The sequence below is a fragment of the uncultured Maricaulis sp. genome, from assembly GCF_963976135.1.
GTDB lineage: Bacteria > Pseudomonadota > Alphaproteobacteria > Caulobacterales > Maricaulaceae > Maricaulis.
In genome coordinates, this window is record NZ_CAXBKN010000035.1 from 1 (window position 1) to 25,007 (window position 25,007).

22 protein-coding genes and 1 pseudogene are annotated in these 25,007 nt (G+C 59.6%); 10 read left to right on the top strand and 13 right to left on the bottom strand.

Going from position 1 to position 25,007, the window contains the following annotated elements:
• Positions 1-486: RNA polymerase sigma factor (locus AAC023_RS06585; RefSeq protein WP_339739383.1), on the top strand; the 486-nt coding region annotated here is incomplete at its 5' end.
• Here the strand turns inward: AAC023_RS06585 and AAC023_RS06590 are convergent.
• The 10 genes from AAC023_RS06590 to AAC023_RS06635 all read right to left on the bottom strand — a co-directional run bounded on the left by AAC023_RS06590 (position 459) and on the right by AAC023_RS06635 (position 12,322).
• On the bottom strand, positions 459-1,598 hold the full coding sequence (locus AAC023_RS06590) for an NAD(P)/FAD-dependent oxidoreductase (protein ID WP_339739385.1): 1,140 nt from the start codon (positions 1,596-1,598) through the stop codon (positions 459-461). The genes AAC023_RS06585 and AAC023_RS06590 overlap by 28 nt on opposite strands.
• Before the next feature lie 124 nt (positions 1,599-1,722).
• On the bottom strand, positions 1,723-2,361 hold the full coding sequence (locus tag AAC023_RS06595; protein ID WP_339739387.1) for an isoprenylcysteine carboxylmethyltransferase family protein: 639 nt from the start codon (positions 2,359-2,361) through the stop codon (positions 1,723-1,725).
• Positions 2,362-2,625: 264 nt separating this feature from the next.
• A complete protein-coding gene (locus tag AAC023_RS06600) occupies positions 2,626-2,886 on the bottom strand; it encodes a hypothetical protein (protein WP_339739389.1) in 261 nt (86 codons plus the stop codon).
• On the bottom strand, positions 2,883-4,934 hold the full coding sequence (locus AAC023_RS06605) for a copper-translocating P-type ATPase (RefSeq protein WP_339739391.1): 2,052 nt from the start codon (positions 4,932-4,934) through the stop codon (positions 2,883-2,885). The genes AAC023_RS06600 and AAC023_RS06605 overlap by 4 nt, the downstream gene beginning before the upstream one ends.
• A gap of 245 nt (positions 4,935-5,179) precedes the next feature.
• Entirely contained in the window at positions 5,180-6,001 is an 822-nt protein-coding gene (gene fabI, locus AAC023_RS06610) for an enoyl-ACP reductase FabI (RefSeq protein WP_339739393.1), read from the bottom strand.
• Positions 6,002-6,074: 73 nt separating this feature from the next.
• Positions 6,075-7,265 (bottom strand): acetyl-CoA C-acyltransferase, encoded by a 1,191-nt coding sequence (locus tag AAC023_RS06615; RefSeq protein ID WP_339739395.1) that lies wholly within the window; start codon positions 7,263-7,265, stop codon positions 6,075-6,077.
• A complete protein-coding gene (locus AAC023_RS06620) occupies positions 7,252-8,316 on the bottom strand; it encodes a bifunctional enoyl-CoA hydratase/phosphate acetyltransferase (RefSeq protein WP_339739397.1) in 1,065 nt (354 codons plus the stop codon). Before AAC023_RS06620 ends, AAC023_RS06615 begins: the two co-directional genes overlap by 14 nt.
• Positions 8,313-9,551: an acetate/propionate family kinase gene (locus AAC023_RS06625; RefSeq protein ID WP_339739399.1), complete on the bottom strand. Its 1,239-nt coding sequence runs from the start codon at positions 9,549-9,551 to the stop codon at positions 8,313-8,315. Before AAC023_RS06625 ends, AAC023_RS06620 begins: the two co-directional genes overlap by 4 nt.
• The gene (locus AAC023_RS06630) at positions 9,548-11,215 is read right to left on the bottom strand and encodes a DUF3141 domain-containing protein (RefSeq protein WP_339739401.1); all 1,668 of its coding nucleotides are present in this window, start codon (positions 11,213-11,215) and stop codon (positions 9,548-9,550) included. The genes AAC023_RS06625 and AAC023_RS06630 overlap by 4 nt, the downstream gene beginning before the upstream one ends.
• 462 nt (positions 11,216-11,677) lie before the next feature.
• Complete coding sequence (locus AAC023_RS06635; protein ID WP_339739403.1) at positions 11,678-12,322, bottom strand: sigma-70 family RNA polymerase sigma factor; 645 nt, start codon at positions 12,320-12,322, stop codon at positions 11,678-11,680.
• A gap of 209 nt (positions 12,323-12,531) precedes the next feature.
• On the opposite strand from AAC023_RS06635, the gene AAC023_RS06640 reads away from it, so the two are divergent.
• Together AAC023_RS06640 and ppk2 are read left to right on the top strand one after the other, a co-directional pair.
• Positions 12,532-13,806 (top strand): cyclopropane-fatty-acyl-phospholipid synthase family protein, encoded by a 1,275-nt coding sequence (locus AAC023_RS06640; RefSeq protein ID WP_339739405.1) that lies wholly within the window; start codon positions 12,532-12,534, stop codon positions 13,804-13,806.
• Positions 13,793-14,575, top strand: a complete 783-nt coding sequence (gene ppk2, locus AAC023_RS06645; protein WP_339739407.1) for a polyphosphate kinase 2 — start codon at positions 13,793-13,795, stop codon at positions 14,573-14,575. The genes AAC023_RS06640 and ppk2 overlap by 14 nt, the downstream gene beginning before the upstream one ends.
• Before the next feature lie 177 nt (positions 14,576-14,752).
• Here the strand turns inward: ppk2 and AAC023_RS06650 are convergent, their stop codons facing one another.
• Together AAC023_RS06650 and AAC023_RS06655 are read right to left on the bottom strand one after the other, a co-directional pair.
• Entirely contained in the window at positions 14,753-15,610 is an 858-nt protein-coding gene (locus AAC023_RS06650) for a nucleotidyl transferase AbiEii/AbiGii toxin family protein (protein WP_339739410.1), read from the bottom strand.
• Positions 15,607-16,344: a hypothetical protein gene (locus tag AAC023_RS06655; RefSeq protein WP_339739412.1), complete on the bottom strand. Its 738-nt coding sequence runs from the start codon at positions 16,342-16,344 to the stop codon at positions 15,607-15,609. The genes AAC023_RS06650 and AAC023_RS06655 overlap by 4 nt, the downstream gene beginning before the upstream one ends.
• A gap of 267 nt (positions 16,345-16,611) precedes the next feature.
• On the opposite strand from AAC023_RS06655, the gene AAC023_RS06660 reads away from it, so the two are divergent.
• Positions 16,612-17,517, top strand: a complete 906-nt coding sequence (locus AAC023_RS06660) for an ArdC-like ssDNA-binding domain-containing protein (protein ID WP_339739414.1) — start codon at positions 16,612-16,614, stop codon at positions 17,515-17,517.
• Between the two features lie 493 nt (positions 17,518-18,010).
• On the opposite strand, the gene AAC023_RS06665 is transcribed toward AAC023_RS06660, so the two are convergent.
• Entirely contained in the window at positions 18,011-20,131 is a 2,121-nt protein-coding gene (locus AAC023_RS06665; protein ID WP_339739416.1) for a TonB-dependent receptor, read from the bottom strand.
• A 130-nt stretch (positions 20,132-20,261) separates the two neighbouring features.
• Between AAC023_RS06665 and AAC023_RS06670 the strand changes: the two genes are divergently transcribed.
• From AAC023_RS06670 to merA, 6 genes and pseudogenes are all read left to right on the top strand, one after another.
• Complete coding sequence (locus AAC023_RS06670; RefSeq protein ID WP_339739418.1) at positions 20,262-21,212, top strand: CbiX/SirB N-terminal domain-containing protein; 951 nt, start codon at positions 20,262-20,264, stop codon at positions 21,210-21,212.
• A gap of 258 nt (positions 21,213-21,470) precedes the next feature.
• Positions 21,471-22,046 (top strand): annotated as a pseudogene (locus tag AAC023_RS06675) (IS3 family transposase); the annotation flags it as partial.
• Between the two features lie 81 nt (positions 22,047-22,127).
• Positions 22,128-22,544, top strand: a complete 417-nt coding sequence (locus tag AAC023_RS06680) for a helix-turn-helix domain-containing protein (RefSeq protein ID WP_339739420.1) — start codon at positions 22,128-22,130, stop codon at positions 22,542-22,544.
• Positions 22,545-22,739: 195 nt separating this feature from the next.
• Positions 22,740-23,126 carry a mercuric transporter MerT family protein gene (locus tag AAC023_RS06685; RefSeq protein ID WP_339739422.1) on the top strand — a complete coding sequence of 129 codons (387 nt, stop codon included), beginning with the start codon at positions 22,740-22,742 and terminating at the stop codon, positions 23,124-23,126.
• A 10-nt stretch (positions 23,127-23,136) separates the two neighbouring features.
• Positions 23,137-23,502: a cation transporter gene (locus AAC023_RS06690; RefSeq protein WP_339739424.1), complete on the top strand. Its 366-nt coding sequence runs from the start codon at positions 23,137-23,139 to the stop codon at positions 23,500-23,502.
• A 38-nt stretch (positions 23,503-23,540) separates the two neighbouring features.
• Entirely contained in the window at positions 23,541-24,971 is a 1,431-nt protein-coding gene (gene merA, locus AAC023_RS06695) for a mercury(II) reductase (protein WP_339739426.1), read from the top strand.
• Positions 24,972-25,007: the final 36 nt, after the last annotated feature.

The following is a 25,007-nucleotide window of genomic DNA, read 5'->3' on the forward strand; positions in this document are numbered from 1 at the left end:
TGGCGATTTATGGGCACCTATGATCCGTCACAGAAATTCTCGACCTGGATTTACCAGATCGCGCTGAACAAGGTTCGCGACCACGGGCGTAAACGCGCTGTGCGAAGCTTCTTCTTTAAGGCCGCCGCGCTGGAGAGGCCGGACAGGCCCGAGATCGCTGACGCCTCGCAAAACATTTCGGATGATTGTGAGCATCGCGATGAACTCCACCGCGTCACCAAGATGGTGGACGCCTTGCCGGACACGTTGAAGCAGGCCTTCATGCTGCAGGTATTTCAAGATCTCCCGCAAAGCGAAGTTGCGGACATTCTGGGAATATCCGTAAAAGCGGTCGAGACGCGGGTCCGCCGAGCCCGAAACATGCTTAAAGCGCAGGTTGAAGCCAATAAGGCGGATCAGATATCCGCCAATCTTCACACAGCTGATGCAGAGCCCCGCCGCGTCAGACGGCCCAATTTTTATGCGCCGGCGATCGCTGCAGAATGATCGCCATGCTCGCACCAGACACAGTCGCAGTTTTCATGATTGCAACTGGGGTCAATCAACGGTGCGCGAAAGCGATGATGCGCGAGTGGGAACAGAACTCGCTTTGGAAGTGACGGGCGGTAGGCCTGCGCCAACGTGTCGCCGGCCTCGTTGCGCGCCAGTCGCTCGATGAGCCAATCAAGCCCGCTCTGCCCGGCGGCGTTGAACAGAAACCGATTGACGACCCCCGTGCGCAAGCCGGGTTGGAGCGCCCGCCGCCATGCATCGGTGTAGCTCGTCGAGTTGATCAGGCTCTCGGCCGCCAGCCGACCTGATCGCACGGCATATCGTAGACCAAACCCGGCCAACGCGTCCTGAAACCCGGCATGTTCGCCGACCACCGGGCATTCGCCCTGCATGGCTGTGCGCGGCAAGCGGATGTTGCCGAAGCCGCCAAACGGCCGCGGATTTTGCATACGCAATCCGGCATGGCGTTCGAAAAAGGCGAGCGTGGCGGCAACATGGCTGGCCTGATCGCGAAAGCCGGAGAACATGCAACTGGCCACCGTTCCGCGCCCGTTGTGGGTGAGGAGGTAGGCGTATCCCTTTGGAGCCAGCTCAGATCCAATCGCGAGCCAGGCCCCATCTTCCATGTCCGTGTCGAAAACTCTGCCGGCCGCAATGATGTCGGCGCGGCGTGGTCCGGCCGCGAGGATCATATCGCCGGCTGTCTCGGTCACGCGGTCATTGAACCGAACCTCCACGCCTGCCTTGACCGCTTGATCGAGTAGCGCCCGATCCAGTGAGCCGATCGCGTTGCCCCGTCGCAACAGATAAAACAAAGGCCGCTTGCCGCGCACACGATGGGGTTTGGCCTGACCGTCGAAAACGACACCTTCGCTCACGCCATGATGGTCGAAACGGGCTGCGATACCGATCGCGGCCAATTCATCGAGCACATCAACAGGATCGGTCCAGTTTTCAAGGCCCTGTAAGTCATCATGGAAGCGGTGGCCAACATCGCCATGCCATTCGCGTACGACTACTTTCTTGCCCGCCAGCGCGAGGCCAATGGCGCAGGTCAAGCCTGCCGGCCCCGCTCCGACGATCGTGATCTCCGCCCGGTCTCTCACATCACCTCCCTCGGGGTTTAGCCAATATCGGCAAATCTCACCAATTGGGCCGTTCGGTCCATGCGGCTGCAGCGAACGGTTAGGGTCTACGGTCTCCGGGAGGCGTCTGTCGGGACGCCGGACGTTAGCGCCAGCGCGGCCAAAACCGCGGTGTAACGGCTGTGTAGGCGCGGTATTCATCGCCAAACTCTGTTTCGGCGTCACGTTCCTCCTTCAGCGCGAGACGCACATACATCCACACCAGAATCGGGAACATGACGAGCGTGAGAATAGTCGGCCACTGCAGCAAAAAACCGAACATGATCAATACGAAGCCAGCATATTGAGGGTGGCGCAGGCGGGCGTAAATGCCCGTTTTCGCGAGCTTACCGCCTCGCAGCGCAGCATGCAGTATTGGCCAGCTCCATGCCAGAACGCTGAAACCGAAGACAATAAAAGCAAGGCTGACCATGTGGAATGGTCCAAAGTGCGGATTGTCTTTCCAGCCAAAGATCATTTCCCAGAAATGCCCTGAATCATGCGCGAGCCAATTGACATCTGGGAATTGGCTCGCAAGCCAGGGCGACAGGAAATAGATCGAGAGCGGAAATCCGTACATCTCGGTAAAAAGGGCAATCACGAAAGCGCTGAATGCGCCAAACGAGGTCCAATCTCGAGCCTTTGAGGGCTTGGCGAAACTAAACGCAAATATGATGAATAGGGCCGAGTTCAGGACAACCAGAACCCAGAGACCATATTCGGAGGAGGCCGCGGGTTCGCTCATGGCTGTGCGCCCGGCTCGTCACGCTCGTCGGATTGCGAAGCGTCTTGTCCATGTTGACCGTGGTGCCCGCCATGGCCTCCATGACCGCCTCCGTGTGAACCATGCATGAAGACGTGCATGCCTCCGAACAGAAGCAGGGACCCGCCCAGGAGGAACAGGTCTGCCGGGATGTGGGCGCGGTGTTCGAAGATGAGCAGGAGGCCGAGAGCGCCCGCGAACGCGAGGACGGGCCACCAGAAGCGCCCGCCCCGGGGCCGGTGCTCCTCATGGTCGAAATGATTGTGCATGGCAATATGCCTCCTTTGTGGATGGCTTCAGGGAATGGAGATTGGTAGCGTCGCGGCGCGAGTGGCGGGTCGCGGAGCTCTTGAGGATCCGTCCAGCCGCCAGGAGGCTGATCGGCACGCGATCATACCAGCGCATGCGCATCTCCTGACTGATCACCGGCAAGGTCAGAGCGACGATCGCGAGCGCGAACAGGTGCAGCTCCGGGAGGGCCAGGAGCCCTTGTTGAGCCAGGTTCATGCCGTTACCCCCTTGCGGTCGAGTTTCAGTAGCTGAGCGTTGACGGCGCAAATGACGGTACTGGCCGACATGAACACTGCGCCCAAGGCCGGTGTCAGGATAATGCCCCAAGGGAAGAACAGGCCCGCAGCAGCCGGTATGGCGAACGTGTTGTATCCGGTCGCCCAGACGAGGTTTTGCATCATCTTGTTGTATGTGGCGCGAGCCAGTTCGATGATGGCCACGACATCTGCCGGGCTTGAGCGGACCAGGATGATATCGGCCGTCTCGATAGCAACATCGGTGCCCGCGCCAATGGCGATCCCGACATTGGCCTGGGCCAGCGCCGGCGCATCGTTCACCCCGTCGCCGGTCATCGCCACGATCAGCCCGCGCGATTGAATCTCGCGGACCTTGGCGGCCTTCTCTTCCGGCAGGACTTCGGCGATCACTTCGTCGAGTCCGATTTGCTTTCCGACCCAGTCGGCAACCTGTTGATTGTCGCCTGTCAGCATGATGCACTGAATGCCCATGGCCTGCAGCGCCGCAATGGCCTGCGCGGACTCCTCACGGATGATGTCGGCAAGCGCGATCGCGCCGGCGAGCTTGTCGTCGATCAGCACGAACACGACGGTCTTGCCTTCGGCGCTCAGGGTCTCGAAGCGGGGATCGTCCATCTCAACCCCTTGATTGCGCAGATAGCCGGGGCTAACGACCTTGACGTTGCGGTCCTTGACTGTGCCTTCAGCGCCCTTGCCGGGGATCGCCTTGAACTTGTCGACCGGCCACGCATTCGGCGCGTCATTGACGATGCCCTGGGCGATCGGATGCTCGGAGTGGGCTTCGATCGAGGCGGCGTAGACGACAATGTCCTCTTCGCTGAACGCGGTATCGAACACGAGCGTGTCGGTGATTCCAAACGCGCCCTTGGTCAAGGTTCCCGTCTTGTCGAAAATAATCGCATTGATCTTGCGTGCGTCCTCAAACGCGGTCCGATCCCGGATGAGTAGGCCATTCGTGGCCGCGATCGCGGTCGAACGCGCCACAACCAGGGGCACGGCCAGTCCAAGCGCGTGCGGGCAGGCGATGACCAGGACCGTCACAGCGCGCGCCATGGCAAAACCGAACCCCTGACCAGTGAACAGCGTCCAGAACAGGACGGTCACCAGTCCGCCACCAAGCGCAATTACGGTCAACCATCGCGCCGCCGTATTGGCAAGATCCTGGGTCCTGGATTTGCTGGCCTGGGCTTCTTGGACCAGCTTGATGATGCTCGACAGGAAGGTCTCGTCACCGGTCTTGTCGACACGGATGGTGAGCGAGCCCTCGCCATTGATGGATCCGCCAATGACGATTGAGTCCACGGTTTTGGATATCGGCTTGGATTCTCCGGTCAACATGGACTCGTTGAGCGAGGATTCGCCCTTGATGACGATGCCATCAGCGGGCACTTTTTCACCAGGTTTGATGAGCAGGTGTTCGCCGCCCACCAGGGTGGAGACCGACACCTCGCTCACCGAGCCATCGGCGGCCAGCAAGTGCGCCTCATCCGGCATCAGGCTGGCCAGCTTTTCAAGCGCCCGGCCCGCGCCCAGCACGGATTTCATTTCAATCCAGTGGCCCAGCAGCATGACGGCGATCAGGGTCGCCAGTTCCCAGAAGAAAGTCTCCTCGCTGCCGATCACAACCATTCCGATCGAGTAGGCGTAGGCCGCAGTGATCGCGACCGAAATCAGCGTCATCATCCCGACGTCCCGGGTTGTGATTTCGCGCCAGAAGCCCTTCAGAAACGGCCAGCCACCATAGAAAAAGACCAGGCTGGAGAGTGCCGCGAGCACATAGCTATCGCCGGCGAACCGCAAGGTGTCGGACAGCCCCAGCCAGCGCTGGATCATGGGCGCCAGAGCCAAAATCGGCACGGTGGCAATCAGTACGACCCAGAAGCGCTGACGATAATCGGCGATCATGCCCTCATGATTGTGGCCGCCATGCGGGTCGGAGCTCGCTTGCGGTTTATCGCCCTTCGCCGGGGCGGCGGCGTGGTGATGGGTGTGCTTGGAATGGTCCATGATCGGGGTCTCTATCGGTTAGGGCGCGTTTGGCGGGACGCGGCGTTGTTTGTGCTGCCCGGGCCGGCCGGCCCTGGGAAATTGGGGATCGGCGCAGCGCGGCACGCTCATTTTGAAGCGCTGTCGGGGCCGGTCTGTGCAAAGGAGATCGGCCCATTGGGGCTGAGCCTGGGCCTTGGCGGCACTAGTCGGGGTCACCGCCTGATTGCCCTCCGGGAAATCAACCATCATCTTCGCCGCGCTCCTCAATGGAAAACCATGGCATTGACATGAAAACCGGCATCAACATGCAAAATCTCGCCTGTCACACCGCTCGCCAGATCGCTAGCGAGAAACAGTGCTGCTTTGCCAACTTCGCTGGCGTCCACGGTGCGTCTGAGTGGAGACTTGTTGGCGGCTTCCGTGAGTAATTCCTCGAAATGGATGAGGCCCGAAGCGGCCCGGGTCGCAACCGGTCCGGCGGAGATCGCGTTGACGCGGATATTGGCCGGGCCGAGTTCATGAGCCAGGTAGCGCACTGCGCTTTCCAGCGCTGCCTTGACCGGGCCCATGAGATTGTAGTGATCGACAACCTTTTCGGCGCCGTAAAAGCTGAGCGTCGTCAACGATCCGCCCTTGTGCATTAGCGGCTCTGCGAGTCGCGCCATCCGCAGCAGCGAGTGACAGGAAACGGTCATGGCCGAGGCGAAACCTTGCGCGGAACAATCGGTCAACCGGCCCTGGAGATCGGATAGTGGCGCGCTGGCGATGGCGTGAAAGGCAAGGTCAAGCTTGCCCCATTTCGCTTTTACAGCCTCGAAGACGGCCTCCAATCCTCCTGCCTGGGTGACATCACATTCCAGAAGGAGTTCAGCGCCTACCCTTTCGGCCAGGGGCTCGACATGGGTTCGCGCCTTGTCATTCAAATACGTGATCGCCAGGCGCGCGCCAGCACGGTGAAAACGCTCGGCCGCAGCCCAGGCAAGGCTGTGTTCGTTCGCGATGCCAACTATCAGCGCGGTTTTCCCGCCGAGATCGCATTCCGGTGTGTTCACGACCAACTCCCTGATGATTGATACGCCGGCCAAGGCATCACCCCTCGCGGATGGGCCGACTGCGTCTGACTGCCCTGGCCGCGGTCGACCGGAGTGATTATCGCGATCAGGCCGATATTCGCTCCAGCGCCAGGGCAATGCCCTGACCGCCGCCGATGCACAGGGTGACCATGCCACGCGACAGTCTTTCACGCTGCATGGCGTGGATTAGTCGCACGATCAGAACCGCGCCTGTCGCGCCGATGGGATGGCCGTGCGCGATGGCGCCGCCCTCGACATTGACGATGTCCTCGCTGAAGCCGAGTTCGTTGACGAGGGCGACGGCGATTGCGGCAAAGGCTTCGTTGATCTCGACGCGTTCCACCGAACCCAGCGGCCAGGCCGCACGCGCCAGCGCTTGTCTGACAGCCGGCACGGGACCAAGACCGAACAAGCCGGGCTCGACGGCACCGACGCCCATGCCTGCGATCCGCACGGCTGGCTGCAGGCCGTTGGCGTCGGCCCAGGCATGATCGGCAATGATCATGGCCGCTGCGCCGGCGTTCAAACCGGGCGCATTTCCCGCGGTGATGGTCCCGTCCTTGCGGAAGGCGGGTTTGAGACGGTCGAGACTTTCCAGGCTGGTGTCCGGTCGATTGTGTTCGTCCTTGTCGAACAGGCTGGATCCTGCGCGTGTTTTCAATTCGACCGGCGTGATCTCGGCATCGAACAGGCCTGCGGCCTGGGCTTCGGAGAACCGGGTTTGTGAGCGAAGCGCCCACGAATCCTGAGCCGCGCGGCTAATGCGGCTCTGTTTGACGAGATCTTCTGTATGCCAGCCGGAATGCTCACCGGAAAATGCATCGTTGAGACCATCGCGAAGCAGGCTATCGATGAGCGATCCGTTGCCCAGCCGATAGCCGTAGCGCGCCTTGCCGAGCAGGAACGGGGCCTGATCCATATTCTCCATGCCACCGGCGACCACACAATTGGCATTTTCCAGCATGATCTCCTGGGCGGCGGTAATGACCGCCTGGGCACCGGAGCCGCAGACCCGGTTCACCGTCATCGCCGGCACGCCTACCGGCAGGCCCGCGCCGATCGCTGCCTGGCGTGCCGGATTCATCCCCGCACCCGCTTGCAGAACCTGGCCCATCACCACCGTGTCGATCGCCTCGCCCGCCAGCCCCGCACGTTCCAGCGAAGCCCTGATCGCGATGGCGCCCAGATCGGGTGCGGGGATATCTTTCAAACTGCCGCCGAATGTGCCGATGGCGGTGCGTACGGGCGCACAGATAACAGGATCAAATCTCGACATGGCTGTCTCCGGTGGATGGGTTGGGGGGAGCGGGTTCACCGGCGTCCGGCGGGCAGCAGAGGGCCTCCGGCTGCGGTGAGCTGCGTGATGGCTGCGATGGCCTGACTGAGGTCGCGCCTTTGCCGGGCTGCTTGCGGGCCTTCGCGGTGATACTCAGCCGCGCGAGGGCAAGACCTGCCAGCCGCGCATCGACCGGATCGGCCCGCGATGGCAGGACGACCGGCGCGATTAACCCCAATACCAGGCCAGCGATCGTCGCATCGGCCAGGTATTCGAGATTTTTGGCCAGGATATTGCCGGAGACGAGATCGGGGACGAGCAGAATATCGGCATCTCCGGACACGGACGACACAATGCCTTTCATGCCGGCGGCCTTCAGTGAAATCGCATTGTCAAATGCGAGCGGCCCATCAACGATCCCGCCGTGTATCTGGCCGCGCCGGGCCATGATCGAGAGCGCGGCCGCGTCGAGACTGGACGCAATCAGCGGATTGACGGTCTCGACCGCCGACAGGACAGCGACCTTGGGCCGGCGGATCCCGATCGATATCATGAAATCGATGGCGTTCTGCAGGATCGCGGCCTTGGCGCCGAGGTCCGGCGCGATGTTGACCGCGGCGTCGGTGATCGCGAGAAGTTTTGGATAGGCCGGAATATCGGCCAGGAATACATGGCTGACCCGCACGCCTGGCTGGCGTAATCCCGCTTTGGTGTCGAGCAGGGCTTTCAGCAAGACATTCGTGTGAATCAGTCCCTTCATGGCGATCTGGGCGCTGCCATTCTTGAGCAAACCGGCGGCGCAGCGGGCCGCCTCCTCCTCGCTTCGTGCCGGCAGGATTTGATCTCGGTTCAGCGTCAGACCTGCGGCTTTCGTCTCGGCCTCGATCTCGGCCGGATCGCCGATCAGGATCGCGTTGCACCAGCCGCGCTTGCAGGCCGCGTCGACGGCGAGCAGGACCTCCTTCTGGGCGGCGCAGACCACAGCCAGCGTCAAAGGCGGGCCCGGATCGGCAGCAGATTCCAGGGTAGAAAAATCACGATGAGATGTCATGAGGGCCGCCCCGGTATTTGAGTGGCGGCATTTTCAAGTATCGTGCGCCCCGCGCGCGCGATCATCAAGGCTTCGTCCGTGTGAACGGTTTCGACAATCACGGTGCTCGCCGGCTTTGATATGCGGCTGGCGCCCCGGTTATTGGCGTCACTGTCAAAATCGATCCCGAGCAGATCGCTCAGCGGCTCGCATATGGCGGCTCGGATCGAGGGGGCGTGTTCACCAACACCGCCGGTGAAGATGATACGGTCCACACCGCCCATGGCGGCGATCAGGGCGCCGGCCTGTTTGCGGGCCTGATAGGTGAACTGATCAAGCGCCTCGATGGCGCGCAGACTATCCCTCGCTTCAAGCAGGGTTTCGACATCACCGCTCAAGCCTGACAGGCCGAGCAGGCCAGCCTCGTGGTAGAGTTCGTGCTGCAGCCGCGTTGGATCCCAATTTTTTTCCAGGATCAAATAGAGCAGCAGACCGGGATCGATATCGCCACTGCGAGTTGCCATGGGCAGACCGGCCAGTGCTGAAAACCCCATGCTCGTGTCGACGGTTTTACCATTCCGGATTGCCGCCATGCTCGCACCGGCACCGAGGTGAGCGATCAACAGCCGCTGCCTGGCGGCGGCCTGGCCCGCGCGGGCCGCGAGATCATCGACGACGAACGCATATGACAGGCCGTGAAAGCCGTAGCGCCGGATGAATTCACCCTCCATCTCGGGTGCCACCCCGGTGCGTTGGGCGACGGCCGGCATGTCGGCATGAAAACTCGTATCGAAACATGCATACTGCAACGCTGTGGGCAGCCGATGGCGCGCCGCGGTAATGCCATCAAGATTGGCGGGCATATGTAGCGGTGCCAGCGGGATCAGTTTGCGCAGATCCGCCTCGACCGCGGCGGTCAGGCTTTGCGGTCGTATAAAATGCGGACCGCCATGTACGACGCGATGCCCGACCGCGGATATACTGGCGAAATCGACATGCTTTGCCATCGCCTCGAAGAAGGCTTCCAGCGCCACGAGGTGATTGGCGTAGACAGTGCGGTCCTCCCAGAGCGCTTCGCCATGGGCGGTGCGCGCCGCCATATGCCCCTGCGCGGCTCCGATCCCGGTCACCGCGCCGGCCATGATGTTGACCGCCTCTTCACGGATCCGATACAGCGCCACCTTGAGGCTGGATGAGCCGCCATTGATGGTTAAAACGCTGTGCGGGCCGAGGTCAGAGCTATCGCGTGCATTCATTTCTTGTCCGCCCCTCCTTGGGACGAGCGCGCCAGGCTGGGCCAGTCATAGAGCCAGCTGAACGCCTGCTCCGTTGCGGCGTCGCGCGATACGCGCAGGCGGGAGAGGCCGCTCTCGACCCTGTCAACGCCCGTCTTTTCGGCTCTGCGCAGCGGGTTCTCCTCGCCGACCGCTTCGCGACCGTCACGCACCATCGGTGCCAGCGCGGCGGTCATGGCCATGGCGGGGTTGAACATCTCCGAGAACATATAGCGGCTCATCCGCATCGGATGGGACCATTTCAGCACCTCGGCCGTAAGGGGGGTGGACCAGGCGCGCACCGACGGACTGACGAAGGTCGAATAGACCGCCTCCATCTGTGTTGAAACCTGTTCCACCCTTTCGAATGCTTCGGGCTGGGTCTCGAAGACAAGATCCTCGACCTGGCGCGGCTCGAACCGGACAGTGTATTGGTCGTGCGCGCAGTCGGGATCGCCGGTGGGATTGTCGATCTTCATCTCATAGAGGCCCGGTTCCAGGGCCTCGATCTTGCCGAGGCTCTCCAGGATTGCGCGGTGTTCAAGCCGGGCGACGCTCGCGGAGACGAAGATCCCGAGATGACCGGCATGCTGGTTGATCAGGTAGACGATGCGCTGGTCGGCGTCGATGAGCTCCTCGGTCGTCTTGTAGACCGCCGGTATCCATCCCAGCGCCTGGTGTGGTGGCGTGATATTGTCGCCATAGGACGCGAAAATGACCAGCGGATTGCGGATATGTTTGAGGTCGATTTCGCAATCGGGCCCGAGTTTCACCAGGCCTTGTTCAAGCCGGTTTCCGATAAACAGGTTTTCGACAATCGCGATGATTTCCTCGCGGCTGAGCCGGTGAAAACCGCCCCACCAGCGCTCGAACTCCAGAAAGCGGTCGGAATCCGTATCGACGTTCTCGAACAGGTCGGCATATTTGCGAAAAATCGCGCCCTCCGGTTTGAGGTTTTCGAAGTTCTGGACCAGCCACGCGCCGTCGAACAAGCCATTTCCAAGGTCGGAGAGCAGGTGGTTGACCCAGACCCCGCCAACAAAGCCTGCCGCCAGCCGCATGGGATTGGCACCGGGCTCGCCCGCCCAATAGGAAAGCGGTGATCCGTTCATCACGACGGGCCCCGTCAAGCCCTCGCAATCGGCCGCCAGAAGCGCGGCCGCCCAGCCGCCCTGACAATTGCCATAGAGGACCGGCGCCCGGCCATCGTGCCGGTCCGAAACGATCTCGACGAAATGACGCAGACCCGCCAGCACGTCGGCGAGTGTCTGGCCGGGCACCGGGTCTGGTGTGAACACAACGAAATAGACCGGATAGCCCTCATGCAGCGCGATCCCGACCTCTGATTCGGTTTTGAACCCGCCGATCCCCGGTCCGTGACCCGCCCGCGGATCGATAATGATCACCGGCGGCTTGTCAGGGTCGAGACAATCATCGAGGCAGATCTCGCCGACCTCGAGAATTTTGAGCAGCTGATAATTGCTCGCCGGCTGGAATGTCGCTGCGTCCGCCAAAAGCTCGTACTTGAATTTCAGGACCGGCGGCATGCCCTCGGCCTCATGGGCGAGCATCGCATTGGCGCGTTGGCGCAGCGTGTCGAAGAAGAGGACCTGCCGCTGCAACACATCGATGCCATAGGCCGTCATTTCTTGCGGTGTTGGCCAGATCGGTGCGGACGAGGGCGACGGAGAGGGGGACGTCTCAGGCCGTTTGGTTTGCGAACGGCGTGCCGCCGGCCGCTGCTTTGCCCTACCGGCCTTCTTGGGTTTGCTACGTTTCTGGAGCTCGGCAGTGAGATCGTCTGGCATGATGGCATTGTCCTGATTGAGGGGTTTATCGGGGAGAGGGCGCGTCTATCGGAGATCGGTTCGGGCACTGGTCGTGGTATTGTAACGCTCCGGTTCAAATCGGATCGGGCGCCGCATGTTTCTTCGGGCAGGCTCATTGGGGTCCGGCCCCGGCAGTCTCGCAGAGCGGGCCAGCAAGGTCGCTTCGAAAGGATCGAGCGATTGCGAGGCGAAGGTTGCCTGGCGAACTCCACTGGGCGCTCCTGAATAAGGACGCACAAAGCGTCATCACGTTACATCGAGCCTGTCGAACGACCGGATTCAGGGCTCGACCGGGCTCGCTCGGTCTGGTCCCGCTCTGCCCGCAGGGCGCTTGACGGGGCCATGTTTCCTTAAGCCTTCTGCGCCGGGACAGGCGCAGCGAAAATAGCCATGCTCCACGCAGGTCAGGCAGGTTTGCTCCAGCCGATCGCGCATGGCGCGGCGAGCCCGATGTAATTTCACGCGTAACCCATTGTCGGTCAGGCCGAGATCGTCCGCGATCGCTGACCGATCCTCACCGAGCAAATCAACCCGCCAGATCAAGTCTGCATAATCCCGGTTGAGCGTCGGGAGCATTTTGTAGAGGCAGGCACAGATGGCTGCGTCCAATTCGTCGTCATCGAACTCGAGCGCCGCTTCGGTGGCATAGGTTCCGAGCGCCTTGCGTGTGCGGGCCCGCGCTCGGAAGAAATCTGCGATTGTTGATCGCAGGATCTGCGAGAGCCAACCCCTCAACCGGTCTTCGTCTTTCAGATCGTCGAACCGTGTCAGCGCTTTGACGTAGAACTCCTGGATCACATCCTTCGCATCGGCCTCGTTGCGCAGTTTGCGCACCAGAAACCGGAATATGTCCTGGTGCGACTCGATCAAGGTGGTCTCGAGGACACGTCTGCGGCGCTCCGAACGGGATTGGTCCAAGGTCATATTCTCTCTGATGGCTAGGCTGATGTTTGGTCTTGATCATTATTACGCCGCTGATCGGCTCCCCCCTCAAAACCCCTCATCAATCTGGCGGGTTCAGCCCGTCATTTCGCGGTGACCCCTGTAATGTTTGAGGGGGTCAGCCGTCATATCCGTATCAGGTTATGCGAACAGAGCGCGACGGTGCGCCCTAAGCAGGGGAGGGCCAGAGGATGAGCATCTGGAGTGAAATCGCCAAGAGCCGGCTGCGCCGGTCGATCCGTCACGGGCAATTTGAGGTCACATTCCCAAACGGAGAAACAACGAGGTTTGGAACGCTGGGTCAGAATCAGATCCGTATCGCGGTTACCACTGATGCCTGGCTACGCCGGATCCTGCTCGATCCGGAGCTGGAGCTCGGCGAAGCCTATATGCAAGGCGGCTTGATCCTTGAGGCGGGCGATCTTTACGAGCTGCTCGATCTGCTTTGGCGCAATCTGCTGGCTGATGGCACCTCTGGTGGGGCGTTGCCGGCGTTCCTCAGGAAGACGTTTCGGGCCCTCGCGCAGTTCAATCCGCAGGCTCGGTCGGCGCGTAACGTCGCGCACCACTATGATATCGGCAACGAGCTCTATCGTCTCTTCCTCGATGAAGACATGCAGTATTCCTGTGCCTATTTTCATGATGCCCAGGATTCGCTTGCCGACGCTCAACGTTTCAAGAAGGACCATATCGCCAGAAAACTCTGCCTGAGACCGGGCGATAATGTCCTTGATATCGGCTGTGGCTGGGGCGGACTTGCGTTGCATCTGGCAGGCTGCGAAGCGGTCAACGTCCATGGGGTGACCCTGTCTCGCGAGCAGCTTTGCCTGGCCCGCGAGCGTGCCGAGGATCTGGGTCTCGGCGACCGGGTGGATTTTGAATTTCAGGACTATCGAAATCTGACGCGCGAATACGACCGGATCGTCTCGGTGGGTATGTTTGAACATGTCGGTGTGCCGCATTATCGGAAATTCTTTGATCAGATCGCCGCGCGCCTCAGCGAAAATGGCACAGCGCTCATTCACACGATCGGGCGCACCTCAGGGCCGGCAATCACCAACCCCTGGATCGCGCGGCACATCTTTCCGGGCGCCTATATTCCAGCGCTTTCCGAAATCCTGCCTGCCGTCGAGAAGGCGGGGCTGATGGTGCTGGATGTCGAAATCCTGCGCCTTCATTATGCAGAAACGCTCAAGGCCTGGCGCAACCGTTTCCTGGCACGAGCCGATGAGGCCGAGGCGCTCTATGACGCCCAATTCGTGCGCATGTGGGACTTTTATCTCGTCTGCAGCGCGCTCTCATTTCGTCATGGGGTACACAATGTATTCCAGCTTCAACTCGCCAAACGACAGGACGCCGTCCCATTGACGCGCGACTATCTATACTCGCCCGAACCCGAGCGTCGCGCCAACCGACGCGTGTCGTCGATTATTGATTATGAGGCTCACGCAAATGCCCAAGGGTGACCACGACAATGAGGTCCTGTCCAAGAAGGCCTACAAACGCGACTTGCGCGCACTTCAGGTCGAATTGGTCAAGATTCAACGCCGCGCAATCACGCATGGGCATCGCATTCTGGTCATCCTCGAGGGGCGCGACGCTGCCGGCAAGGATGGTGTCATTAAACGTATCGCTGAACATCTCAGCCCGCGCGAGACACGCGTTGTCGCTCTTGGAAAACCATCTGACCGTGAGATGCGCAGCTGGTACTTCCAACGTTACGCGCCGCACCTTCCAGCGGACGGTGAATTCGCGCTGTTCAATCGCTCTTGGTACAATCGGGCAGGCGTCGAGAAAGTCATGGGCTTTGCCAGTGATGATGAGGTCGAGGTGTTTTTTGACAATGTCGGGGCGTTTGAAGGAATGCTGGTCCGCGATGGCATTCAAATTCTGAAATACTATCTGGATATCAGCCGGTCTGAGCAGGAACGCCGACTGGCCGATCGCGACCAGGATCCGCTGAAACAATGGAAGAAAAGCCCGATTGACGCGGTCGCGTTGGAAAAATGGGATGCCTATTCGGCCGCCCGCAATGAAATGCTGCGCCGGACGGATTGCAAGCACACGCCATGGTATGTCGTACGTACCGACGACAAACGCCAAGCGCGGCTGAACACGATCCGTCACATCATCAAGTCGATAGACTGTCCGGAAACCAACAAGGCATTGGCCGTTCCTGATGAGCGTATTGTGTTGCCAATCAGCAAGGACACCATCGCCGCTTTGAGCGTTTGATCCGAGGTGTTCCAACAAGGGGGAAAGGCGTCCTTGTTGCCTCGGCTGCGCAAGCGCCGGTCTACCAGCCGGAACACACCAAGAGCAGGCGGTTCAAATAATGGGAGCGGACCACCCACTGGAGGGCCCCCACAATCCGAGCGGTCGTGATGGGCCCGGCTCTGTTCGAATTAGACTTCAAGTACCGCTTGCGATCAATTTTTCGAGCTTTTTGCGAAAGAATGGTTCTGCCCATAGGTCCACGGACCTGGCTTCAACGGGACGCAGGAACCTGCGGACATCGTCTGCGGCCGCTCGCCAGTCGACGGCGTGGATCGCGACTTCCAGTTCGCGTTCGAGCCAGGCCGCATCGACCTGAAGGTCCACATTGTCAGCCCAGGGACCGAATTGCCCGAGCGCCGCCTGCAAGTGGGGAAGGTTTGGGAACACGCCTTTTGCGACGTACCAGGAGAAATCATACCAATCGCGGCCCTTGAGAAAGCCGCGACAAAGCAGGGCGTGGATTTTCAACGCGAAATTCGATGCGAGGTCCTGATGGCGCACTTCATGGTCGAGGGGGAAGTCCAGGAAGCTCAGCTCCTCGCCAGAATGCTGCGGCGGGGCGACATCGATTTCCAGCTTGATCTTGATTTTTCTGTTCGGATGGCGGTCCGCAAACGCGAGATCGAGTTGGCTCGCGACGGAATTGTCCTTGATTAAAGCCTGACGGATACGCTTGTCCATCTTGCCCCTGGGCAACGCCTCGGACTGCAGACCAAATTCCGCGAAAGTCTGCAGGAGGACGTCCAGATATCGCGCCCACTCAAATCCCGGATCTGGTGCTCGCAGCATAAAGTCGAGGTCTTCAGAAAAGCGGGGCAATCCATGAAGGATGCGCAGGCTCGTGCCGCCCTGAAAAAGCGCGATATCGAAGAAATCCGCACGCCAGAGCGCGTAGAGCGCGATCTCCTGCAGAATTTCCTTGGTCGCGTTTTCTTCCTCAAGGGCATTTCTGGGGGCATATTGTTCAAGCTTTTCCTGGATGAGATCGATCATGTGGTGCCTACTGCGCGTTGCCGCGCGCCGGTTCTGGCCGCCGATTTCAGGTCGAAGACGGCGCCCTCGAAGCTTTCAAGATATTGGGTTGCAGCCTTGTGCTTGTAGACGCCCGCAAGCGCCGCAAAGTCTTTGCGGCGCAACGCCATTAGATGAACCTCATCAATTCGCAGGCCTTGCTCGATCCATTCAAGGCCGGACCAGCATTGCTTTCTGAGCGCGACGAGATCCATCAGAGCGCGCAGGGGCTGGGCGACAAGTGCAGTGCGCTGGCCGAGCTCGACCCGGGCGACGCCTGAGAGACGCCGGTACTGCGTTAGGGCAAGGGGATGGAAGGTGAAACGACCGAGCTGGTCATGATCTCGCTCCAACGTCTTACGGCCGGGCGTTACGCTTGCCGTCGCAAAGACCGTTTCGGGGATCCAGCCATGAAAGGAGAGCGCGGTTTCAAATGAAATATAACTGCCGGCCATCAAGGCCTGGGCGATGGCGAAGGGATGGACGTTGCCGCTGGAATGGGACGGGCTTAGCAGATAGAGGCCGCGCTTTACCCGAACTAGAGATCCGTCCTTCAGCGCACGATTTACAAGCCCGTAGCGGCGTGGGTCGCCGCCGCCAATCAGCTCGGCGAGTTGCCGCTCGGTGAAAACGCGATCTGCATATCCAGCTGCGGCAATCAGATTGGTAAGGGTGTCCATAAAATTACCAATACTTGCAAAAAATGGAAGTTTCAAGAAATTTGTGTATCAATTGTCTCGTGCGTGGACCGGGAAGGTTACGCCCGAACTCATGATGGCGACCCCGCCGGCTGAAATCGCGTCGTCAAGTGATTGAACCTCGCGGCCGGTCGCCTGCGGGAGCAAGTTAATATGGTCCATGGATCATCTTGCGTGTTCGTAGAGGCTTCTCGGGTCCATCCAGCTGTTCACCAACTCAAGGCGCCCCGGTGGGGGAGGAAAGGAGGGGATCGGACGTGTCACCCACGCCCAGGAGAGGTCCTCATGAAAATCGAAGCCCTGCGAGAGAGTGTAACCGCCCGCATCGTCAAAGCCCTGGAGACTGGCGTAAAGCCGTGGTCGGCCGGCTGGGATGGTCAAGGCTATGTCGGCCGACCTCTGCGATATAACGGCGGCGCCTATCGCGGCATCAATGTCTTGATGCTCTGGATGGCCGCCACCCAATTTGAATTTCAAAGTCCCTACTGGATGACGTTCCGCCAGGCAGGTGCCCTTGAGGCCCGGATTTGCAAGGGCGCCAAGGGCACGCCGGTGATTGTCTACAAACCGCTCGGCCCAAGCGATGACGAACACGAGGTGGAGAGCTCACCGGCACGCCGCGGCTTCTCGCGCACATATCATGTCTTCAATGCCGAACAGATCGAGGGCCTGCCTGATCATTTCTATCCCGCGCGCGCCGCCGACGGCGCTCCGCGTCAACACGATGCGCTGTCAGCCTATGACGCGTTGATGTCATTCCACCAACCGCACTATGAAGAGGGGCCGCAACCTTGCTACATACCAGCGCGCGACGTGGTTCGCTGGCCCGCCATCGGGGCCTTTCATTCCCCGCAGGATCATTTGGCGACGGCATGCCATGAGCTGGCCCATTGGTCCGGCGCTGGCCAGCGTCTCGCGCGCGACGGCATCATTCACGCAATCGACAAACAGCGTTACGCCTATGAAGAACTCGTCGCCGAACTCGCTGCGGCTTTCATGGGTGCCAGCTTCGGGATCCTCGGCAAGCAAATCGATGACCACGCGAGTTATATCGCCGCCTGGATTCGCCTCCTGAAAGACCCCGGCATCATCTTTCGCGCGGCCGCAGACGCTGAAAGGGCCTGTGACTTTCTCATTACACCGACCGTTTGCGACGCGCTTGCGCCAAACCTGTGTGAAGTCGCTACTTGATTCGCTGTGGCCGATCTGGCGCCCTCGGCGGCGGCCAGTTCGTGCTCCTACAGTGCCGCGGCACCTTCTTGATCATGTCAGCTGATAATAGCAGTTTTGATCGTTCTGGAGAGGCTGGCTGCTCGACATCCTGCGCGTTGGGTCTACACCGACAGCATCCATTTTGATGTCTTTTCGGCATTGAACCAGCGCTCCGGTGTTGATCTGATTAGGAGCCACATGGCACAAGCTATCCTCGAGCGTCACGGGCCCGGCCTGATCGGACGAACTTTGAGCGAATTGTCGCCGGGCGAGATGCTGAGGCCACTCAGGTCACGGAAATTGGACGGTGTAGCTCGGGCATTTTATGGTTGTTCATTCGGCACGCTCCTTTCCTCTGGATGTCGCGCAACAACCAGACTCAAGGCTTCAGCCCGAATGAACAACCTCATGAGAGTTCACATCAAGCTCCCCACAGCTCGATGCTGGTCCGATTGCGTCCACACGTAGAAAATCAAAAACTACTCGACCAGGTCAAATCGAGACGAAATGAACGTCCTGGCTCGCTCACACCCGCAAAAACGCGAGCATAATCTTCATCGAACACGTTCGCGATACCAGCATTGATGCTGAGGCCCTGCTCGACCACTGGACGCCATCTCGCATATAGACCGACCACGGCATAGCCGTCACGCTGGTTGGCCGGATCGGTCGTTTTGTTGAACGCATCGGCGATCTCAACTCGGGTACCCAAAGTCAGACGTTGGGGTTCAAATAGCCACCGGCCATCGAGCAAGAGACGAGCCGGCGTAAGGGTGCCCAGGGGGTTGCCCGTGGCAACATCTTCGCCATCGATTTCCGACAGGGCCGCCGTCAGGGAAAACGGGCCATTCTCATAAGTCAGATCGACCTCATAGCCCGAGAGTTTGGCCTGACCGACATTTCTGCTCTGCGTCGTGCCGGCGGTACAGGGCAAGAAAGGCGGAGAAAAGCAGCTGGCGTCGAAGGCAAAATCGACGGCGATGTCGATAAGGTTCTCCGCGTCGGTCTCGAACCACGAAGCCTTGATGCGCAGCGAGTCGCTGTTTGCGAGCAGGCTCTGCAGGTCGAGACCAAAGCCGATCTCCCAGGTTTCAGTTTCTTCCGGGCGCAAATCGGGATTGGCAATGAACTCATTGCTGATGAATACCGGAGCGCCCAAAATGATGTGCGGGAAGGAAAAATGGGTTCCGTCGAGATAGAGCTCGTTGATCGAAGGCGCCCGGAAGGCTTCACCCCAGCTTGTGAATACGGTGAGATTGCGCGTCGCGGCATAGCTTAGTCCGAACCGGCGCGATATCTTGCTGTCGGCAGAGGTCGGAGCGAGGGCGGAGCGGCTTTCAAAATCATCGAGGCGCACACTGGGCAACAGGGTGACGTGACCGGGCAATCCGAGCGGGGCCGGGCCCTCCAGTTCGAGCTGAACATAGCTGGCCGCAAAGCGGGTGGATGCATCCGGAGCGCCGCCGCGAATTGTGTCCACAGACGTGCTGTCGTGCCCGTCTTGCTGGTCTTGGTAATATTCACCGCCGAGTGTCAGTCCCGCATCATAGGCGCCGAGAGCGAAGGCAAAACGCTGGTCGGCCCGGATCCCGATAGTTTCCAGGTCGCGGCGCAGGGTGCGCCGGGCGGTGATCTCTTCCTCATCAACGTTTGATTGATTGCGATAGATTGTCAGGTCGAGGTCGAGCCATTCCGCGTTGGCAGGCGAAGCATTGAACGAAAAAGTCAGATTATTGTTGGTGATATCCTTCGTTTCCAGCGCGTTGGATGCGCTGGGCTCTGCCAAGCCCTGGCCATTATTCGGCTCGATGGCCCTGCCGTCAAATATCTGCCAGCCAAGTTCGGCGCGTACGCCTTCGGATAACGAAATTCCCAGCTTGAACAGGCCGGACACGGCTTCGTCGCTGGCTGGAAGCTCATCACCCGATCCCAAGGCGATGTCACCGGACTGCCGGCGCGAAACCGAAACGAGCAGGTCGAGATTGTCGGCCAACCCGTAAACGCTTCCGGAGGAACGCTGCTCGCCATCAACGGTGCGCAGGCCCAGACCGAGACGAAATCCGTGAGTTTCGTGTTCGGAAAGCAGATCGAGAGCGTTTGCGGTTCTCAGAGCAATCACACCGCCGGATGCGCCCGATCCGTAGAGTGAGGATGCCGGGCCACGGACGGATTCCACGCTCACGATCAGGGAGGGATCGACGAAGATGGCGCCGTCATGGGCAGAGGAAAAGTTTTGCCGCGCTCCGTCCAGAAGCAGAGTGGTGTTCTCTCGACCCTGGCCGCGCAGCGAGATGGTCTGACCGGTCCGCCGAGGACCGCCGGAGATCTCTAGCCCAGGCAAGGCGCTCAGCAGATCGTCGAGATCAGATGGGCGTAGGAGATCGAGCGTGTCCTGGCTAATCACGGATGTCATCCCGGGATAATCAAAGCTATCGATCTGTGTGCGCGTTGCCTCGACGACGATGATGTCGACCTCGTCCGCCGGAACGACCTCGTGTGCTTGAGCAAGGCCCGAACTGGTGAGTGTCAGGATGGAAATGCTGCTGAGTAATAAACGTCTCATGAACGCCCCCTCATTGAGAATGATTTGCAATTGGCGCTATATCGCACCCCATAAAACAGTTTGCAAGTAAGAATCATTCGCATTATTGATACGTCAGAAAGATTGCCTTTGGGGGAGTGCAGCCTGTCTGGTCGCTCCCCTGATACGAGGGAGAATCCACATGCTGAGAGCTTATATATCTCTGTTTACTGCATTGTTTTTACTGGGGGGATGTGCCTCTTCGTCAAACCGTCAAGAGGTTGGCAATGCCGCCAGCTACGGCGTTTTGATCATGGCACATGGCGGGGAGGCAGACTGGAACAGCGCGATTGAAGCCATGGCTGATGAGATACGCGATGACTACATCGTTGAGATTGCCTTTGGCATGGCAGATGCCGGCAGCATCCAGGACGCAGTGCATCGGTTGGAGGCTCAAGGCGTTCGCCAGATTGGTGTGGTCAGACTGTTCATCAGTGGTGACAGCTGGTTTGAGCGAACCGAGCAAATCCTTGGGATCAGCCTGGGGGCACCCATGCGGATGATGGATGAGGCTGCCGCCGCCCATCATGGTGGTCATGCCATGGCTTTCTGGCAGATTGACACAATTTCTTCTTTCGCATTGAGTGAGGAAGGATTGTCGGAAGCGCCGGAGATGGGACGTGTGCTTGTTGAGCGCGCGAGACAACTCAGCACAGACCCGCAACAGGAAAGTATCCTGATCCTCGCCCATGGTCCTGCAGACGATGCCGAAAATCAGCGGTGGCTGAGCAATATCGATGCACGGGCCGATTCCGTACGGCGAGCGCTGCCCTTCCGGCACGTCGAGGTGCAGACTTTGCGTGAGGACTGGGCGGAAAAACGCGTCGCATCGGAACAGCGCATTCGCGCGTTCGTTGAACAGGCCGCAGAGCACGGCAGCCCGGCCTTGGTCATTCCCTATAGAGTTTACGGTTTTGGACCCTATGCCGAGGTGTTGGACGGTCTTCCTTATGTTGCCAACCAAGAAGGCCTGCTGCCGAGCCATGAGGTGGCGCGATGGGTTCGTCGCCAGGTTGAACTCTTGCAGAGGTCTGAATCTCGCAATCCGGCACAGGTCCAGAATGTCAATCCAGGTTATGGGGGCGGGACATGAGACCTGGGGGTGCCCCCTGATCTGCTGTATGGACCGGATAGATAGGTGACATTCGTTCGGAGACATGGCTGACAGTTTCGGTGTGACGCCAGAGGAGGTGGGCATGCCGTTTACGGAGCTGTCAGTGATGGCACAACGCGAGGAGTTTGTGTGTTTGGCCGGGCGGCTTGGAGCCAACATGTCGGCGTTGTGCCGGCGTTACGGGATCAGCCGCAGGACGGGCAAGGCAAGACGCCCGCCAGACCGCACTCATCAGGAAGGCCCGGCAGCCATGGCGGCAAGCCCTCTATTGTCGTTGACAACACACTGGATCGGCAGTTCGACGTCGCTACACCCGATACTGTCTGGGTGACGGACATCACCTATATCAGAACACTGGAAGGCTTCGCCTATCTGGCGGTCGTCATCGATCTCTACTCCCGCCGCGTCGTCGGCTGGTCGCTTCAGAGCCGTCAGACGACGGAAATGGTCCTGCAGGCCTTGCTGATAGCCGTCTGGCGCAGGAGGCCGGATAACAAGGTGTTGATCCACTCAGACCAGGGCTCCCAGTTCACCAGCATGGCCTGGACCTCCTTCCTGAAGGCCCACAAGCTGAAGCACTCGATGAGCCGGCGCGGCAACTGCCATGATAACGCCGTGGCCGAGAGCTTCTTCTCGTCGCTCAAGCGCGAGAGAATACGGCGTCGAACCTACAAAACCCGCCTGCAAGCCCGCCAGGACGTGTTCGACTACATCGAAATGTCCTACAACCCAAAGCGCAAGCATGTGAGGAAGGGGATGCTGTCGCCCGTCGCGTTCGAACGGCAGCAGATATCGAAAACCGAGGGCGTATAGAAAACTAGCGGCTATTCAGTCGATCATTGGAAACAATTCCTATTTGTCCCGAAATTCTGAATTCGAGAACGGCGCCAAGGCATGAATATCACCCGCGGTAAACTCGCCAAATTGACAGGCTGTCACTTAGAGACGGTGCGATACTATGAGAGCATTGGGCTGATGCCGGAACCGGTCCGCGCGGAAAACGGCTTTCGAATCTACTCCGATAAGGATGTTCGCCGGCTCAAATTCCTGATGAGGGCACGCGAGCTTGGCTTTGCGATGGCCGAAGTTCAAGGCCTGCTCAGCATGGTCGACAACAATTCGTATAGCTGTGGCCAGGTGCACGACATGACATTGAGCCACCTTGAATCGGTTCGGACGAAAATCGCGGATCTCAACCGGCTCGAAGGTGTACTGTCGGACATGGCGGCTCAGTGTGGTGGTGGCGTGGTGCCGAATTGCCCGGTGATTGATGCACTCGACGGTGTCATGCCCGAGGGCAAAAAGGCTTGAATATTGGAGTGCAATGCGACGGGACGGATGAGCGGCATGCATTTTCCCGGCGGAATATCCCGCAGGTCACGCGGCTAAGGGTGCCCACCGAGCGCTCTCACAGCCTCGTGTGTTTTCGTGATCATTTTCCGCTTGTGTCTGTAGTCACTACAGGGATTAGCCTCACTGGAAATCAAGCAGTGAGCAAGAAAACCAATGACACATATCGAGCCGGTTCAGGCCCAAGTTCCAGCACCAAACAAAAGCGATAAATGGCTCGCCGCCGGCGGGATCGCCGGCGCAATCCTCGCATCCACCTGCTGCATAGTGCCATTGCTGTTGGTGCTAGCCGGGGTTGGCGGCGCGTGGATCGGGTCGCTAACCGCGCTCGAACCCTTCAAGCCCTATTTTATCGCGGTGACGCTGGGCTTTATCGGTTTTGGGTTTTGGCACGTCTATTTCAAGGCCAAACCACCCTGTGAAGACGGCTCCTACTGCGCCAAACCTCAATCCACCCTCATCACTCAAGTGGCTCTCTGGGCCGGGCTGGTGATTGTTCTGCTCGCGGCCACCATCGATTGGTGGGCCTCAATTTTTTACTAAGGAGACCAAAATGACCAAGACAACCACACTACTAATGGCCGCTGCCGCAATCGGTGTTATCGGCTTTGGCGGATTGGCGCTGTATTCAGCCCCACCGGCTGACGCAGCTGCTAGCTCGAAGATCGAAGCCAGCGAAACCGTCACATTCGAGATCGAAAACATGACGTGCGCCATGTGCCCGATCACCGTCCGTACGGCCATGAGCCGGGTTGATGGCGTCCATTCAGTTGATGTCGATTTCGATAGCAAGACGGCGGTTGTGAATTTCGACCCGGCGGTCGCGTCGATGGATGAGATCGCCCAGGCATCAACTCAGGCTGGCTATCCCGCGCATCCGTCAGGCGCACCGCACGATGAATCCAACGGCCAACACTAACCGCCCCGACCACCAATTGAAAATAGGAGAATGCCCGAATGAGTGATTGTTGCTCATACGAGAACGGCCGCCAGTATGACATCGCAGTTGTTGGGGCTGGATCGGCCGGATTTTCGGCGGCAATCACCGCGGCTGAAGCGGGCGCTCGCGTCGCGCTGATCGGGCACGGCACCATCGGCGGGACCTGTGTGAACGTTGGTTGCGTTCCGTCCAAAGCACTGATCCGGGCGATGGAAGCGGCTCACAGTTCTCATGCAGCGCAACGGTTCGCGGGCATCACCGTCACATCCGGCGTCACTGACTGGTCGGCTGTCCAGGCCCAGAAAACGGCGCTGGTCAACGCCTTGCGCGACAAGAAATACGAGGCGCTTCTCCCCGAATACGAAAACATCGACTATATCTACGCCGACGGCCCGGCCAAGCTGACTCAGGGCGGCGTCCATGTCGACGGCAGGATTATACGGGCGGGGAAAACCATCATCACCACCGGCTCGAGTAGCAGCATCCCACCCATTCCGGGTATCGAAGGCGTTGAGACCCTCAACTCAACCACTGCGCTCGAACTTGAGATCCTGCCAGAAACGATGATGGTCATTGGCGGCGGTGTGATCGGCTGCGAGTTGGGTCAAATGTTCTCGCGAGCCGGCGTGAAGGTGACGATTTGCTGTCGCACCCGATTGCTTCCCGAAGCCGGCCCGGAAATCAGCGAAGCGCTCAAGGCGTCATTCGAGGCGGAGGGAATAAAGGTTTGTTCAGGCGTTGGCTATCAGCGCATCGAACAGACCTCCAAGGGCGTGCAACTCCACTGCGAGACGGGTGGCGGCACGCAGATTGTCACAGCAGAAAAAGTCCTCATCGCCGCTGGACGGCGTCCGAACATCGACCATCTCGGCTTGGCGGAGGTTGATGTTGAAGTGGATGGGCGCGGCGGCGTCATTGTCGATGGTCACATGCGCACCAGCAACACATCGATCTATGCCGCCGGGGACGTCACAGGCCGCGATCAGTTCGTCTACATGGCAGCCTATGGGGCGAAACTTGCGGCCAAGCACGCAGCCGATCAGCCTGTCGAGCCTTATGACAACCGCACAATGCCTTGGGTGGTGTTTTGCGACCCTCAAATTGCTGGCGTCGGAATGACGGCGTCGGAGGCGATTGACGCCGGTTATGAGGTCAAAGAGTCGATTGCGCCGTTGAACCAGGTGCCCCGTGCTCTTGCGGCTGCAGATACCCGTGGCCTGATCAAGCTGGTGGCAGACGAGAAAACGGACAAGCTGCTCGGCGCGCAGATCATGGCGCCGGAAGGAGCGGATTCGATCCAGACGATGGTCATGGCCCTGAAATTCGGCATGACCACGAAAGAGCTGGGCGCGATGATTTTCCCCTATCTGACAACGGTCGAAGGCTTGAAGCTGGCAGCGCAGGGCTTCGAGAAGGATGTCACCAAGCTTTCTTGTTGCGCTGGATAAGTACGTTAGAGTCCGTAATGCCGTCAGAATGCGAGG